A 15273-nucleotide genomic window follows, 5' to 3' on the forward strand; every position below is an offset into this window, starting at 1 on the left:
GACGCCCCGCTTGATCGAAACCGTCGAAGCCTGGCTCACAGCCCATGGTGGCTGGGCGCCTGTCGTGGTGTTCCTGCTGACCTTCCTCGAATCCTTGCCCGGCGTGAGCCTGCTTGTCCCCGCCACGGCGCTGCTGGTGATGACAGGTGCGCTTCTCGGCGCGGGCACGCTCGACCCCTGGGGGGTGGTGGGCGGCGCCATCGCGGGCGCCATATTGGGCGACGCGGTGGGGTTCTGGCTGTCGCGCTGGCTGGGGCCGCGGGCGGTGCGGCGCATCCTGCCGCGCAGCCAGCGGCGCAATTACGCCCGCGGGTTGCTGCTGTTCCGGCGCTGGGGCTGGGCCGCGGTCTTCTTCGGCCGTTTCCTGGGGCCCATGCGGGCCGTGGCGCCGCTGCTGGCGGGCGTGGCCCGCATGCGTGAGCGGCATTTCCAGTCCGCCAACATCGCCTCGGCCTTCCTCTGGGCGCCGGCCATGCTGCTGCCGGGCTATGCGGCGGCGCGTGGGCTGGAGCAGGTGGCGGCCTCCGACCACCCCTTGCTGCTGGGTGCGGCTCTGCTGGCGCTGGGGGGTCTCGCCTGGTGGGGATGGCGGCGCTGGCAGCTGCGCGTGCTGCCAACGGAGTGAGCGGCCGCGCGTGACGAAGGGTAACCCGCCGCTGGCCAGGACGGGGCCGCGCGTTATCTGCGAAGCATGACCTTCGCCCTACTACGTCGCACGCTTCTGGCGGTGCCCGCCCTGATCCTCGCCCGCCCCGCTGCCGCCCAGGAGAATGTCATCGCCGCCGCCGCGCGGCTGGAGCCCCTGCGCGGCCTGATCATCGCGCGCCAGGGCGAGGTGCTGCTGGAACATCGCTTCGCCGGCCCGGCGCTGGATCGGCCGGTGAACGTCAAATCCGTCTCCAAGGCCATCATCGCCGCACTTGCGGGCGCGGCCATCGCCCGCGGGCTGCTGGAGGGGCCGGACCAGCGCATCGCCCCCCTGCTGGCCGACCGCCTGCCGCGCGACGCCGACGCGCGGCTGCAGCGCATCACGCTGGACCACCTGCTTTCCATGCGGGCGGGGCTGGAGCGCACCTCGGGCGTGAACTACGGCCGCTGGGTGACCAGCCCCGACTGGGTGCGGCATGCGCTGGCGCGGCCCTTCGTGGCGGAGCCGGGCGGGCCCATGCTGTATTCCACGGGCAATTCGCACCTGGTCTCGGCGATCCTGACGCGCGTCGCGCGCCGCTCCACCCATGCGCTGGCCGAGGAATGGCTGGGCCGGCCGCTCGGCATCGCCATCCCGCCCTGGGCGCGAGACCCGCAGGGCATCTTCTTCGGCGGCAATGACATGCTGCTCTCGCCGCGTGCCATGCTGGTGTTTGGCGAGATGATTCGTGCGGGCGGCGTCCACGAGGGCCGGCGCGTGCTGCCGGAGGCCTGGGTGGCCACCTGTTTCGCGCCTCGCACGGCCTCCGTCTTCACGGGCGCGGCGCATGGCTATGCCTGGTTCACCGCGCCCGGGCCGGGGCCGGTGCGCCACTACGCCTGGGGCTTCGGCGGGCAGATGATCCATGTGGTGCCCTCGCTGGGCGCCACGGTGGTGATGACCTCGGACCCCACCCAGCGCTCGGGCGGGGCGCAGGGCCATGCGCGGGCGCTGCATGGGCTGATGGAAGACGCCATCCTGCCCATGCTGGCGCGCGGCTGAGGCGCGGCAGGCCTCACCAGAAGGGAAGCTGATGGCCGTGCAGCAGGAGGGCCGCCAGCAGCGAACCGGCCCCCGCCGCGGCCAGCGCGAGGTTCCACCCGCGGGCAGGCCGTCGCCGCAGGGTCGCGAGGAGTGCCCCGACCGTCCAGCCGCCCGTCAGCGCGACGAGCAGCGTGGCGTAGAGGGACCCGGACAGATCATACGCGCCGCCGCCGATGCCCGGCGAGCGGGTGCCACCGAAATCGCCCAGCATGCCGAACAGCACCGCCGTCGGTGCGCCCAGGAGGATGATCCAGGCGAGGAATGCCCTGCCGCTCATCGCCGCCGCACCTTGCCGTCAGCGAAGGTGGATGATGTGAGGCGGCCGCACGTCCTGGCCCTTTGGCGACATCTCGGCATGGGCTGTCCTTCGGGGCTTTCCGGGGCGGCAGGCTAGACGGCAAACCCCGGCGCGGAAACGCATCGCCCTCCGTTTGGGGCGGCGAGAGGTGCCGATCGCGGCGCCAGGGACGAGGCGGGCAAACCAGCGGTGAACGCAGAAGGCCCAGGCGGAGCCCAAGGTTCCCGGCGTCATCGCCTGGGTTGCGGCCCTTTGCCGCATGGCTTTTCCTGCCGGCCCAACCGGCTGGGAAGGAGACCGCCATGCCTCGCCTGGCGCCTGTCATTGCCGCCCTGGCATGGCTTTGCCTCGGCCAACCCGCCGCCGCCCGCCTGGTCATCGCCTGCGGCGCGGTGGGGACGGAGGCCGCGCTGTGCCGCGAGGGCGCCGAGGCCTGGGCCCGCGCCGAGGGGCATGAGGTCGCGCTGGTCGCCATGCCGGCGGGCAGCACCGAGCGCCTGGCGCTGATCCAGCAGCTTCTCGCCGCGCGGTCGGCGGATATTGATGTGTTCCAGCTCGACATCGTCTGGCCTGGCATCCTGGCGCGGCACCTACTCGACCTCGGCCCGCACCTTCCGCCGGAGGAGGTGGCGGCGCACCTGCCCGCGCTCATCGCCAACAACAGCGTGGGCGGGCGGCTGGTGGCGCTGCCCTGGTTCGCCAATGCCGGGCTGCTCTATTACCGCGCGGACCTGCTGGCGCGGCATGGGCGCGGCGTGCCGGAAAGCTGGGAGGCGCTGGAGGCGACGGCGCGGCACATCCAGGCCGCCGAGGGCGGCTGGGGCCTGGTATTCCAAGGCCGCGCCTATGAGGGGCTGACGGTGAACGCGCTGGAATGGCTGCACGCGGACGGCGCGGGGCGCATCGTGGAACCCGATGGCCGCGTGAGCATCGCCACCCCGGAAGCCGCCGCCGTGCTGCGCCGCGCGGCCGGCTGGGTCGGCACCATCGCGCCGCGCGGCGTGCTGAACCATGCGGAGGAGGATGCGCGCGGCATCTTCCAATCCGGCCAGGCGGTCTTCATGCGGAACTGGCCCTATGCCTGGCCGCTGCTGGAGGCGGAGGGCAGCGCCGTCGCGGGCCATGTGGGCGTGGTGCCCTTGCCGGGCGGCGGCGCGGTGCTGGGCGGCGAACAGCTGGCCGTCTCGCGCCATTCGCGCCAGCCCGAGGCGGCCATCAGCCTGGTACGGTACCTGACCGGCGCGGCCGAGCAGCGGCGCCGGGCGCTGGCGGCCGGCGCCCCGCCCACACGCCCCGCGCTGTATGAGGACGCCGATTTGCAGGCCGCCAACCCGGCCTTCGCCCTGCTCGCCGCCGCGCTGGAGGGGGCGGTGGCGCGGCCCTCTTCGGTGACGGGCAACCGCTACAACCAGGTCTCGGCGGAGTTCTGGAACGCGGTGCACAACACGCTTTCGGGCCGGCTGGAGGCGGAGGTGGCCTTGGCCCGGCTGGACCGCATCCTGGCGCGCGTGGGGCGCGACGGCCAATGGTGACGCCGCGGACCGCCTGGTTGTTCCTCGCGCCCGCGCTGCTGGTGCTGGCGCTGGTGGCGGGCTGGCCGCTCGGGCGCACCGTTTTCTTCTCGCTGACCGATGCGCGGCTGGATGCGCTGGAGGAATGGCGCTTCCTTGGCCTGTCCAACTACACCTTCCTGCTGACGGACCCCGACTGGTGGGGAGCGGTGCGGGTGACGCTGGTGTTTGCCGTGGTGTCGGTGACCCTCGAGACGGTGCTGGGCCTCATCATCGCGCTGACCTTGAACGCGCGCATGCGGGGCAGGGGGGTGGTGCGGGCGGCCATGCTGGTGCCCTGGGCCATTCCCACCGTCGTCTCGGCGCAGATGTGGGCCTGGATGCTGCATGACCAGCACGGGGTGGTGAACGCGGCGCTGATGGGAATGGGCCTGATCGCGCAGCCGCTGGCCTGGACGGCGGAGCCGGGCGTGGCGTTGGCCGCCGTCATCGCGGTGGATGTGTGGAAATCCACGCCCTTCATGGCGCTGCTGACCCTGGCCGCGCTGCAACTGGTGCCGAACGAGCTGTACGAGGCCGCGAAGGTGGACGGGCTCGGCCCCGTCGGCACCTTCTTCCGCATCACGCTGCCGCTGATCTGGCCCGCGCTGCTGGTGGCCATCCTGTTCCGCACGCTCGATGCGCTGCGCGTCTTCGACCTGATGTATGTGCTGACGGGCAACAGCCGCGCCACGGCCTCCATGTCGGTCCACGCGCGGCAATTGCTCGTGGACTTCCAGGATGTGGGATACGGCTCGGCCGCGGCCACCATGGTGGCGCTGGTGGTGGCGCTGGTGGCGGTGGCGCTGGTGACGCTCGGGCGGCTCAGGCTCTCGCCGGCGGGGCGGGCATGAGGCGCGTGCTGGGCCGCTTGGGCTTCGCGCTGCTGGTCGCGCTGATCCTGTTCTACACGCTGTTCCCCTTCTACTGGGCGGTGGTGTCCTCGCTGAAATCGGGGCCGGACCTCTTCCTGGTGGAGGCCTGGCCGCGCGCGCCCGCCTGGAGCAACTACACGGCCGTGTTCCAGGACCAGCCCTTCGGGCGGAACATCCTGAATTCCGTGTTCGTGGCGGGTTCGGTGGTGCTGGTCTCGCTCGCGCTGGCGGCATCGGCGGCCTATGCCCTCGCGCGGGCGCAATTTCGCGGGCGAGGGATGCTGCTGGGCACCCTGCTCTGCGTCTCGATGTTCCCGCAGGTGGCCGTGCTGTCGGGGCTGTTCGAGCTGATCCGGGCACTCGGCCTCTACAACAACCTGCTGGGCCTGGTGCTGAGTTACCTCATCTTCACGCTGCCCTTCACCATCTGGGTGCTGACCGCCTTCCTGCGCGAGTTGCCGCTCGAACTGGAGGAGGCGGCGGCGATGGATGGCGCCACCCCCTTCGTCACGCTGACGCGCATCTTCCTGCCGCTGATGGCGCCCGCCATGGTGACGACGGGGCTGCTCGCCTTCATCGCGGCCTGGAACGAGTTTCTCTTTGCGCTGACGCTCACGCTGACGAACGAAATGCGCACCGTGCCCGTCGCCATCGCGATGATCACGGGCTCAAGCCGTTATGAATTGCCCTGGGGGCTGATCATGGCCGCTTCCGTGATCGTGACGGTGCCGCTGGTGTTCCTGGTGCTGGTGTTTCAGCGGCGGCTGGTGGCCGGGCTGACCGCGGGCGCGGTGAAGGGTTGAGACGCGCCGCGCGCAACTTTGGGCACCCCCCCGCGCTGAAGCTCATGAAGTGGGGCCAGGCATAAGCCAGGCCGTAGGGCGCAGACCCTCGGTGCCACGAGCATCGTGGGGGGAGTTCCAGGAGTATTGCCGTGATCGATCAGTTCAACACCGCCGCCAGAAATGCCGTTCTGCTGTTCTCCTGGGCGCCGCCCATGCTGGTCAGCGCCGGGGTCCTGGCCTTGGCGGTGCTGGTCGCGCTGGGGCTGCATCGGCTGGTGTTCCGGGGAATGACGCGGATCGTGCGGGACCAGGACCTGTTCTGGCGCTCCATCGTGGCGCGGACGCGGGGGCCCACGCGGCTCGCCATCATCATGTTCTGCCTGTCCATCGCCGCGGGGATCGCGCCCCTCACGCGGGTGGAAACCGGCATGGTGCGCCATTTCCTGCTGATCTGCTTCATCTTCCTGGTGGGCTGGGTCGCGCGCACGGCCATCCATATCTGGTCCACCCTCTACTTGCGGCGCTTCAAGCTGGACGCGGAGGACAACCTCCTCGCCCGCAAGCACACCACCCAGCTCAGCATCCTGAAGCGGGTGGCCACGCTGCTGGTGCTGGTCGTGACCTTCGCCGCGGCGCTGATGACCTTCGACGGCGTACGGCAGTATGGCGTGAGCCTGCTGGCCTCGGCGGGTGCCGCGGGCATCGTGGTGGGCTTCGCCCTGCAGCCGCTGCTGCGGAACCTGGTGGCGGGCATCCAGCTCGCCATCACGCAACCCATCCGGATTGATGACGCGGTGATCGTCGAGAATGAATGGGGGAATGTGGAGGAGATCTCCTCCACCTACGTCGTGGTGCGGCTATGGGACTGGCGGCGGATGGTGCTGCCGCTGACCTATTTCATCGAGACACCCTTCCAGAACTGGACGCGCGAAAGCTCCTCCCTGCTTGGTACCGTGATCATCCACGTGGATTACTCGGCGCCCGTGGCCGCCATGCGGCGCAAGCTGGAGGAGATCGCCGCCGCCTCCGCCCTGTGGGACCGCCGCGTGGCCGGGCTCCAGGTGCTGGAATTGCGGCAGGACACGATGGAAATCCGTATGCTGGTGAGTGCCACCAGCGCTGGCCGCGCCTTCGACCTGCGCTGCGAGGTGCGCGAGAAGCTGATCGCCTGGCTGCAAGCGGAATATCCGGGCGCCCTGCCGCGCCGGCGCACCGAGATCGCAAGCCTGCCCGAGGGCGCGGCCTGGATGCCCGATGCGCCACCCAAGCAACGCGAGGCCGTCAGCGGGAACTGAGGCGGGGGCCTCAGTTCGCCGAGGCGGTGGGCTGGATGGTGATCTCTTTGGTGTCCACGCCCGCGGGCGCCTCAATCACTTGGCGCATCGCCCGGGCGACGTCGGCCGGTCGTGGGGCGCATGGCTGCCTGTGGCAAGCCGCGTGAACAATTTGAAAGTGGGCTTGGAACGTGGCGGGGCCGAGGGCCGCGTCCATTTGAAATGATGGCTCCGGCGGTTGGATTCGAACCAACGACCAACGGATTAACAGTCCGCTGCGCTACCGCTGCGCCACGCCGGATCATGCGGTGGCGGGCTGATACCAGAGGCTGCCCGGTCCCGCAACCACGCCCCAGGCCCTCATTTGCAGAAAGGTGACAGAGAAAGGGGCGGCTGGAGGTCCGGGGCGGAATTGAACCGCCGTAGAGGGTTTTGCAGACCCTTGCCTGACCACTCGGCCACCGGACCCCACGCGACCGCTGTATCGAATGCCCCGCGCCCGGGGTCAAGCGTCCCGGCTTTCCGCGCCGCGCCCGGGCCCGTATAACCGCCGCCGGAAAGGCAGGATCAGACGATGAACGCGCAAACCCAGGCGGAACAGGCAGGGCTTCCCGCAGGCATGGAGGCGCGTCCGCTCGACGCCGCGGCGGCACGCCGGCTGATGGTGCTGGGGCAAATCACTCCCAATGGCGTGATCGACCCGCTGTTGATCGAAGCGCTGCGCGAGGTCCCGCGCGAGGCCTTCCTGCCGCCCGCCCTTGCCGTGCGCGCCTATGCCGATGAGCACCTGGCGCTGGGCGGCGGACGGGTGATGCTCTCGCCCATGGTCCTGGCACGCATGATCCAGCTGACCATGCCCCAGCCCGGCGAACGCGCGCTCGTGCTTGGCGCTGGCGTCGGCTACGGCGCCGCCGTGCTGGCGCGCATGGGGTTGTCCGTCACGGCCATCGAGTCCGATGCCCGTCTGGGTGACGCGGCGCGGCGCGGCTTCGCGGCCGCGGGCCTCGCCCAGGCGCCGGAATGGATCGAGGGCCCGCCCGAAGCGGGCATGCCCGGCGGCGCCCCCTGGCGCCTCATCCTGATCGAGGGCGCGGTGGCCGCACTTCCCGAGGCGCTGACCCACCAGCTGGGCGAGGGCGGGCGGCTGGCCCTGCTGCGTGCCGGCGAGGCGGGCGGCCCCGTGGCGCGCGGCGTGCTGATCCGCCGCGCCGGCGGGGGCTTGAGCGAAAGCTGGGCCTTCGAGACCGCGTCACACCCCCTGCCGGACTTCGCCGCCCCGCCGCGCTTCACCTTCTGAAAAAGCGGTCATGTTTCCGTGCCCCGACTGACGGTTGGGGCAGATTCGTCAGAGTGGCGCGGCGTTTCGCGCCGGTTTAGTGTGCGGCGCATGTCCGACCGCACGCTCCGCCCCCTTCCGGCGCACCCTGCCGCACGCCCGCATCACTCCCTGGCCCGCGCCGCACGCCCGCGAATCGGCTGGGCGGTCGCCGGGCTGGCCATGGCCGGCGCATGGCTGATCGCCACCCCCGCCTCGGCGCAAACCCTGCAGGAGGCGCTGGCCCGCGCCTACAGCAACAACCCCACCCTGCTCGCCGCCCGCGCCCAGCTGCGCGCCGTGGACGAGAACGTGCCCCAGGCCCTGGCCGGCTGGCGGCCCACGGTGGTCCTCAGCGGCTCGGTCGGCACCGCGCAGACGCGGGTGGACCAGCAGGGGGTCCCGGCCCGCACCATCGAACGCTCGCCCACGGCGCTGACAGCGACCGTCACCCAGCCCCTCTATCGTGGCGGGCGGACGGTGGCGCAGACCCGCCAGGCCGAGAACGCGGTGCTGGCCCAGCGCGCCCGTCTCTTGGCCACCGAGCAGCAGGTGCTGGGCGAGGCCGTGAACGCCTACATCTCCGTGATCCAGCAGGCGGAGCTGGTGCGGCTGAACATCAACAACGAGCAGGTGCTCTCCCGCCAGCTCCAGGCCACCAATGAGCGCTTCCGGGTGGGCGAGATCACCCGCACCGACGTGGCCCAGGCGGAAAGCCGGCTCGCCGGTGCGCGGACCAGCCGCACCCAGGCCGAGGGCAACCTCCAGGTGGCGCGCGCCACCTTCCAGCGCGTGGTGGGCGAGGCGCCGGGCCGCCTCGTGAACCCGCAGCCGCTGCGCGTGCCCGTCTCCAGCGCGGCTGAGGCGCAGGCGCTGTCGGCCACCAACAACCCGACGGTGGTGGCCGCGCTCTTCGCCGCGGCCAGCGCGCGCGACAACATCGATGTGCAGATGTCCACCCTCCTGCCCACGCTTTCGGCCTCGGCCCAGGCCTTCCGGCAGGAGAACCAGCAGACCGCGGGCAACACCACCACGGGCGGCCAGGCGACGCTGAACCTCTCGGTGCCCATCTTCCAGGGCGGGGCGGAGCACGCCCTGGTGCGCCAGGCGCGCCAGACCGCCCAGCAGAGCCTGCAGCAGGTGGACGAGGCGCGGCGCCTGGTGGCCCAGCAGGCGGCCTCCAACTGGGAGAGCCTGCGCAGCGCCCGCGCCACGGTGGAGAGCGTCCGCTCCCAGATTCGCGCGGCCGAGATCGCGCTGGATGGTGTGCAGCGCGAGGCCATCGTGGGCAGCCGCACCACGCTGGATGTGCTGAACGCCGAGCAGGAATTGCTGAACGCGCGCACCAACCTTGTTAACGCGCTGGCCACGGTCATCAACGCATCCTACGCGCTGGCCGGCTCGATCGGGCGGCTGACGGCGCAGGATTTGGGCCTGCCGGTGGAGCAATATGACATGACAGCCTATTACAATGCCGTGCGGAACCGTTGGGTGGGCCTCGGGGATTACTCCATCCCCGCCGGCGCGCGGCGCTGACGCGATGGCGGCCACACCTCCTTCAGGCTCCGGGGCGGACCCCTCGATGGACGACATCCTCGCCTCGATCCGCAAGATCCTGAACGAGGACGAGGCCCAGCCGGCGGCGGCCACCGCCCCGGCCGCGGTGGAGGCGGTGGAGGAGGCGCTCGACCTCACCCCGGACATGATGATCACGTCGCCCGAGGTCGCGCCGCCGCCCACCCCGCCCCAGCTTTTGCAAATGGAGCCCGCGCCGATGCCGCCGCCCCCCGCCCCGATGCCGGAGCCGCAGGCGGCCTCCACGCTGGTGTCGGCGCCCGCGGCGGCGGCGGCGGCGGCGGCGCTGGGGCAGCTCTCGCGGGCCGTGGCGCAGGACCGCGCTTCCATCATCTCCCGCGCGCCGGGCCTCTCCATCGAGGATGTGGTGCGCGAGGAACTGCGCCCCCTGCTGAAGGAGTGGCTGGACACCCACCTGCCACCCCTGGTGGAACGTCTGGTGCGCGCCGAGATCGAGCGGGTGATGTCCCGCGCCGGTTGAGGCGCCGCGCCACCCGCGCCGTTCAGCCCAGACAGGCCGCGGCCACCCCTTGACGCGCGCGCCCGCGCGGTGGACCTCTGGTCCATGCTCGACAAGGCCTTCGACCCAGCCACGCTGGAAGCCCGACTCTATGCCGCCTCGGAAGCCTCCGGCGCCTTCCATGCCGATCCGTCGCGCGCGGCCGCGCCCTACACCATCGTCATCCCGCCGCCCAACGTCACGGGCAGCCTCCATATCGGCCATGCGCTGAACAACACCCTGCAGGACGTGCTGGTGCGGTTCCGCCGCATGCAGGGGCGCGACGCGCTCTGGATGCCCGGCACCGACCATGCGGGCATCGCCACCCAGATGGTGGTGGAGCGCCTGCTGGCCACGGAGGGCAAGAAGCGCCAGGAAATGGGGCGCGAAGCCTTCCTCGAGCGCGTCTGGCAGTGGAAGGGCGAAAGCGGCGGCACCATCACCCGCCAGCTGCGTCGCCTGGGCGCCTCCCTCGACTGGGAGCGCGAGCGCTTCACCATGGATGAGGGGCTTTCGGCCGCCGTGCTGGAGGTCTTCGTCCGCCTGCACAAGGAAGGGCTGATCTACCGCGACACGCGGCTGGTGAACTGGGACCCGGTGTTCCAATCCGCGATCAGCGACCTCGAGGTGGAAAGCCGCGAGGTGAAGGGCAACCTCTGGACGCTGCGCTACCCGGTGGAGGGGCAGCCCGGCCGCTTCATCCGCGTGGCGACCACCCGCCCCGAGACCATGCTGGGCGACACAGCGGTGGCCGTGCATCCGGAGGATGCGCGCTTCGCGGATCTCGTGGGCAAGCACGCCATCCTGCCGCTGACCGGCCGGCGGATTCCCATCGTGGCGGATAGCTATTCGGACCCGGAGAAGGGCACGGGTGCCGTGAAGATCACCCCCGCGCATGACTTCAACGACTATGAAGTGGGCCGACGCCACGACCTGCCCATGCCCTCGGTGCTGGACGCCGAGGCGCGGGTGATGCTTTCGGAAATTGAGGCCGAGCTTGCCGCCGTGGAGGGCGTGGCCGACCCGGGCTTCGTGCGCTCGCTCGCGGGCATGGACCGCTTCGCCGCGCGCAAGGCCATCCTGGCGGAACTCGAGCGCCTGGAACTGCTGGAAGCGACCGAGCCGCACACCCACCAGGTGCCGCATGGCGACCGTTCGGGCGTGCCCATCGAGCCGCGGCTGACGCTGCAATGGTATTGCGACGCCGCCACGCTGGCGAAGCCCGCCATCGCGGCGGTGGAGGATGGCCGCACCCAATTCGTGCCGCGGCAATACGAGAACCTGTTCTTCGCCTGGATGCGCGACATCCAGCCCTGGTGCGTCTCGCGCCAGCTCTGGTGGGGGCACCGCATCCCGGCCTGGTATGGGCCGGATGGGCAGGTCTTCGTGGAGCGCAGCGAGGCGGAGGCACTGGCCGCCGCGGCGGCCAATTACGGCCGCGCGGTGGAACTGACGCGCGACCCGGACGTGCTCGACACCTGGTTCAGCAGCGCGCTCTGGCCCTTCTCGACGCTGGGCTGGCCCGAGCAGACCGCGGAACTCAAGAAGCACTACCCGACCGATGTGCTGGTGACGGGCTTCGACATCATCTTCTTCTGGGTCGCCCGGATGATGATGATGGGGCTGCATTTCATGGACGGCGAGGTGCCCTTCAAGCATGTCGTCATCCATGGCCTGGTGCGCGACGCGCGCGGCCAGAAGATGAGCAAGTCCAAGGGCAATGTGCTTGACCCGCTGGAGCTGATCGACCAGCACGGCGCGGATGCGGTGCGCTTCACCCTCTGCGCGCTCGCTTCGCCCGGGCGCGACGTGAAGCTCGACCCGCAGCGGCTGGAGGGCTACCGCGCCTTCGCCACCAAGCTGTGGAATGCCGCGCGCTTCTTGGAGATGAATGGCGTGCGGGTGGATGCCTCCTGGCGGCCGGAGCAGGCTGAGGGCGTGCTGGCGCGCTGGCTGCTGGCCAAGGCCGATGACGCGGCGCGCGATGCCACGGCGGCACTCGATGCCTTCCGCTTCGACGACTACGCCAGCACCCTCTACGGCTTCACCTGGAACACCTATTGCGACTGGTTCATCGAATTCGCGAAGCCCGTGCTGAACGGCCCCGATGGGCCTGAGAAGGACGAGGTGCGGGGTGTCGCGCAATATGTGCTGGGGCAGGTGCTGCGGCTGCTGCACCCGGTGATGCCCTTCATCACGGCGGAGCTGTTCGAGAAGCTGGGCTATGGCGAGGCCGTGGCGCTGACCACCGCCGCCTATCCAAAGGCCGAAGGGCAGGGCGCGGCCAGCGCCGCCGTGGACCTGGCCATCGCCGCCATCACCGCCATCCGCTCCGCGCGCTCGGCGCTGAACGTGCCGGCCGCGGCGGTGCTGCCGCTGCGCGTGGGGCAGGGGAGTGCCGCCTCGCTCCAGGCGCTGCGGGACTTCGCGCCGCAGATCATGCGCCTCGCGCGCGTGGAGGCACCGCAATTCCTGGCCGATGCCGCCGAGGGCGCGGGGCCGGGGGCGAGTGCCGTGGCGGTTGACGTGCCGCTCTTCCTGCCGCTTTCGGGCGTGGTGGATTTGGCGGCCGAAGCGAAGCGCCTCGCCAAGGATCGCGCGAAGGCCGAGGCCGAGCGCGCCAAGCTTGAAGCCAAGCTCGCCAACCCCGGCTTCCGGGCCAAGGCCGAGGAGGCCGTGATCGCCGAGACCGAGCAGCGGCTCGCCGACGCCGCCGCCGAGGTCGCGCGCCTCGACGCCGCGCTGACCCGCATTTCCAGCTGACCACCGAGGAAACAGCCAATGACCACCTGGGACAAATCCCGCCTGCCCAGCCGCCATGTCAGCGTGGGCCCCGAGCGTGCGCCGCATCGCAGCTACTACTACGCGATGGGCATGACGAAGGAGCAGATCGCCTCGCCGCTGGTGGGTGTCGCCACCTGCTGGAACGAGGCCGCGCCCTGCAACATCGCGCTGAACCGCCAGGCGCAGGCCGCCAAGCGGGGGGTGAGTGATGCCGGTGCCGCGCCGCGCGAATTCACCACCATCACCGTGACCGACGGCATCGCCATGGGCCACCAGGGCATGAAGTCCTCGCTGGTGTCGCGCGACGTGATCGCGGACAGCATTGAGCTGACCATGCGCGGCCATTGCTATGACGCGCTGGTGGGGCTGGCGGGCTGCGACAAGTCGCTGCCGGGTGTGATGATGGCCATGGTGCGGCTGAACGTGCCGAGCGTCTTCATGTATGGCGGTTCCATCCGCCCCGGCCAGCACAAGGGCCGCGACGTGACCGTGCTCGATGTGTTCGAGGCGGTGGGCACCCATGCCGGCGGCAACATGTCCGACGAGGAGCTGGAGGAGCTGGAGCAGCACGCCTGCCCCGGCGCCGGCGCCTGCGGCGGCCAGTTCACCGCCAACACCATGGCCTGCATCAGCGAGGTGATCGGCCTGGCCATTCCCTTCTCGGCCGGGGCCCCGGCGCCGGACACGGAGCGGGACGAATACGCCTACAAGTCGGGCCGCGCGGTGGTGGACCTGATCCGCAGCCAGCTTCGCCCGCGCGACATCGTCACCCGCAAGGCGCTGGAGAATGCGGCGCGCATCGTGGGCGCCACGGGCGGCTCCACCAACGCGGCCCTGCACCTGCCCGCCATCGCGCATGAGGCCGGCATTGATTTCCCGCTGGAGGAAGTCGCGCGGCTGATGCGCGACACGCCGCATATCGCGGACCTCAAGCCCGGCGGCAAGTATGTGGCGCAGGATGTGCACCGCATCGGCGGCGTGCCCGTCATCATCAAGGCGCTGCTGGAGGGCGGGCTGCTGCATGGCGACTGCATCACCGCCACCGGCAAGACGCTGGAGGAGAACCACAAGGATGTGGTGTTCCCGAAGGACCAGGACGTGGTGCATCCCGTCTCCAACCCGATCAGCCAGATCGGCGGCGTGGTGAGCCTGTTCGGCAACCTGGCCCCCGATGGCGCCATCGTGAAGATCGCGGGCATGCAGAAGCTCCGCTTTGAGGGCACGGCGCTCTGCTTCGACTGCGAGGAGGACGCCTTCGCCGCCGTGGAGGCCCGTGCCTACAAGCCGGGCGACGTCATCGTCATCCGCTACGAAGGCCCCAAGGGCGGCCCGGGCATGCGCGAGATGCTGTCCACCACCTCCGCCATCTATGGCCAGGGCATGGGCGACAAGGTGGCGCTGATCACCGATGGCCGCTTCTCGGGCGCCACGCGCGGCTTCTGCATCGGCCATGTGGGGCCGGAGGCCGCGGTGGGCGGGCCCATCGGCCTGCTGAAGAATGGCGACAAGATCATCCTGGACGCCCAGGCCGGCACCATCGAGGTGGCGCTCTCCGACGAGGAGCTGGCCAAGCGCCGCGCCGAGTGGAAGCCGCGCGGCCACAACTACAATTCGGGCGTGCTGTGGAAGTATGCGCAGACGGTCGGCCCGGCGCGCTACGGCGCCGTGACACAGCCGGGGGCGAAGGCTGAGACGCACACCTACGCGGATATCTGAATTTTCCGCCTGACGCGGGTTTGGCGTCAGGCTTTCGTTAACCAGCACGGGCGCAAGTTCCGGTCTCAGGACATGGAGCTTGCGCCCGATGTGTTCCGACCTGGCAGAAAACCTGCCATCGCCCACCGAGACGCCTCCGCCGTCGCGGATGCCGAAGTTCACCCATGTGGCGGACCGTTTCGCCATCTGGGGTCTGAACGTGCCCTATGCGCGGGACGAGGCCTTCAAGGCCGCCTTCCGAGCCTCGGCCGTGCCGCTCATTCCCCTCATCCAGCACAAGACCCCCGAGGTGCTCCGCATCGAGTGGAAGGCCTATGTCTGTTGCTGGGCCGCGCGCCAGGCCCTGCTGATCGAGGGGGACTTCGTCGAGTGCGGGGTGAATTACGGCCTGCTGTCGCGCACCATGGCGGCGTACATAGACTTGGCATCCCACCAGGACCGCACGCTCTGGCTCTATGACACCTTCCAGGGCATCCCGACGGAGCAGATGAGCGCGCGCGAGGCCATGGGCCTCGGCACCTGGCACAACCGGAACAACTACACGGACGACGTGCTGCCCATCGCGCGGCACCGCTTCGCCCCCTTCCCCAATGCGCGGCTGGTGCCCGGCATGGTGCCGGACACGCTGCATGAGTCGGCGCCCGCGCGCGTGGCCTGGCTGCACATCGACATGAACATCACCCTGCCCGAGATCGCGGCGGCGGAGTTCTTTTGGGACCGCCTCTCGCCCGGCGGCGTCATCATCCTGGATGACTACGCCTATGCCGGCCATGAGGAGCAGATGCTGGCCTTCCAGGACTTCGCGGCCGCGCGCGGCGCGCTGGTCCTGCCGCTGCCCACGGGGCAGGGGCTGATCGTGAAGGTCTGAGA

The 15273-nt window shown here is 70.5% G+C and carries 13 protein-coding genes and 2 tRNA genes; 12 read left to right on the forward strand and 3 right to left on the reverse strand.

Going from position 1 to position 15273, the window contains the following annotated elements:
* The first annotated feature begins 10 nt into the window (after nt 1–10).
* Complete coding sequence (locus JTN19_RS04305; RefSeq protein ID WP_242530858.1) at nt 11–625, forward strand: DedA family protein; 615 nt, start codon at nt 11–13, stop codon at nt 623–625.
* Nucleotides 626–691: 66 nt separating this feature from the next.
* Entirely contained in the window at nt 692–1690 is a 999-nt protein-coding gene (locus JTN19_RS04310; RefSeq protein ID WP_206930681.1) for a serine hydrolase domain-containing protein, read from the forward strand.
* 13 nt (nt 1691–1703) lie between these two features.
* Here JTN19_RS04310 and JTN19_RS04315 read toward each other — a convergent pair whose 3' ends face one another.
* On the reverse strand, nt 1704–2009 hold the full coding sequence (locus tag JTN19_RS04315) for a hypothetical protein (protein ID WP_206930682.1): 306 nt from the start codon (nt 2007–2009) through the stop codon (nt 1704–1706).
* A 323-nt stretch (nt 2010–2332) separates the two neighbouring features.
* Here JTN19_RS04315 and JTN19_RS04320 point away from each other — a divergent pair, with 323 nt between their 5' ends.
* The 4 genes from JTN19_RS04320 (at nt 2333) to JTN19_RS04335 (ending at nt 6535) form a co-directional block, all read left to right on the forward strand.
* Nucleotides 2333–3562 (forward strand): ABC transporter substrate-binding protein, encoded by a 1230-nt coding sequence (locus JTN19_RS04320; RefSeq protein ID WP_206930683.1) that lies wholly within the window; start codon nt 2333–2335, stop codon nt 3560–3562.
* Between the two features lie 17 nt (nt 3563–3579).
* Complete coding sequence (locus JTN19_RS04325; RefSeq protein ID WP_340643272.1) at nt 3580–4434, forward strand: carbohydrate ABC transporter permease; 855 nt, start codon at nt 3580–3582, stop codon at nt 4432–4434.
* A complete protein-coding gene (locus tag JTN19_RS04330) occupies nt 4431–5258 on the forward strand; it encodes a carbohydrate ABC transporter permease (RefSeq protein ID WP_206930685.1) in 828 nt (275 codons plus the stop codon). The genes JTN19_RS04325 and JTN19_RS04330 overlap by 4 nt, the downstream gene beginning before the upstream one ends.
* A gap of 131 nt (nt 5259–5389) precedes the next feature.
* Nucleotides 5390–6535, forward strand: coding sequence for a mechanosensitive ion channel family protein (locus JTN19_RS04335; protein ID WP_340643273.1), 1146 nt, complete (start codon nt 5390–5392; stop codon nt 6533–6535).
* A gap of 205 nt (nt 6536–6740) precedes the next feature.
* Here JTN19_RS04335 and JTN19_RS04340 read toward each other — a convergent pair.
* Together JTN19_RS04340 and JTN19_RS04345 are read right to left on the reverse strand one after the other, a co-directional pair.
* Nucleotides 6741–6815 (reverse strand) — tRNA-Asn (locus JTN19_RS04340).
* A 93-nt stretch (nt 6816–6908) separates the two neighbouring features.
* Nucleotides 6909–6982, reverse strand: a tRNA-Cys gene (locus JTN19_RS04345).
* A gap of 106 nt (nt 6983–7088) precedes the next feature.
* Between JTN19_RS04345 and JTN19_RS04350 the strand changes: the two genes are divergently transcribed.
* The 6 genes from JTN19_RS04350 (at nt 7089) to JTN19_RS04375 (ending at nt 15271) form a co-directional block, all read left to right on the forward strand.
* Nucleotides 7089–7811, forward strand: a complete 723-nt coding sequence (locus tag JTN19_RS04350) for a protein-L-isoaspartate O-methyltransferase family protein (protein WP_242530859.1) — start codon at nt 7089–7091, stop codon at nt 7809–7811.
* A 90-nt stretch (nt 7812–7901) separates the two neighbouring features.
* Nucleotides 7902–9365: a TolC family outer membrane protein gene (locus JTN19_RS04355; protein WP_242530860.1), complete on the forward strand. Its 1464-nt coding sequence runs from the start codon at nt 7902–7904 to the stop codon at nt 9363–9365.
* A 46-nt stretch (nt 9366–9411) separates the two neighbouring features.
* Complete coding sequence (locus JTN19_RS04360) at nt 9412–9885, forward strand: DUF2497 domain-containing protein (RefSeq protein ID WP_206930686.1); 474 nt, start codon at nt 9412–9414, stop codon at nt 9883–9885.
* Between the two features lie 84 nt (nt 9886–9969).
* Nucleotides 9970–12666, forward strand: a complete 2697-nt coding sequence (locus JTN19_RS04365) for a valine--tRNA ligase (RefSeq protein ID WP_206930687.1) — start codon at nt 9970–9972, stop codon at nt 12664–12666.
* 18 nt (nt 12667–12684) lie between these two features.
* Nucleotides 12685–14403: a dihydroxy-acid dehydratase gene (gene ilvD / locus JTN19_RS04370; RefSeq protein WP_206930688.1), complete on the forward strand. Its 1719-nt coding sequence runs from the start codon at nt 12685–12687 to the stop codon at nt 14401–14403.
* Between the two features lie 148 nt (nt 14404–14551).
* Nucleotides 14552–15271: a TylF/MycF/NovP-related O-methyltransferase gene (locus tag JTN19_RS04375; protein ID WP_206930689.1), complete on the forward strand. Its 720-nt coding sequence runs from the start codon at nt 14552–14554 to the stop codon at nt 15269–15271.
* The last annotated feature ends 2 nt before the right edge of the window (nt 15272–15273 follow it).

Origin of the sequence: Roseococcus thiosulfatophilus (assembly GCF_017311575.1) — a bacterium.
GTDB classification, from domain to species: Bacteria; Pseudomonadota; Alphaproteobacteria; order Acetobacterales; family Acetobacteraceae; genus Roseococcus; species Roseococcus thiosulfatophilus.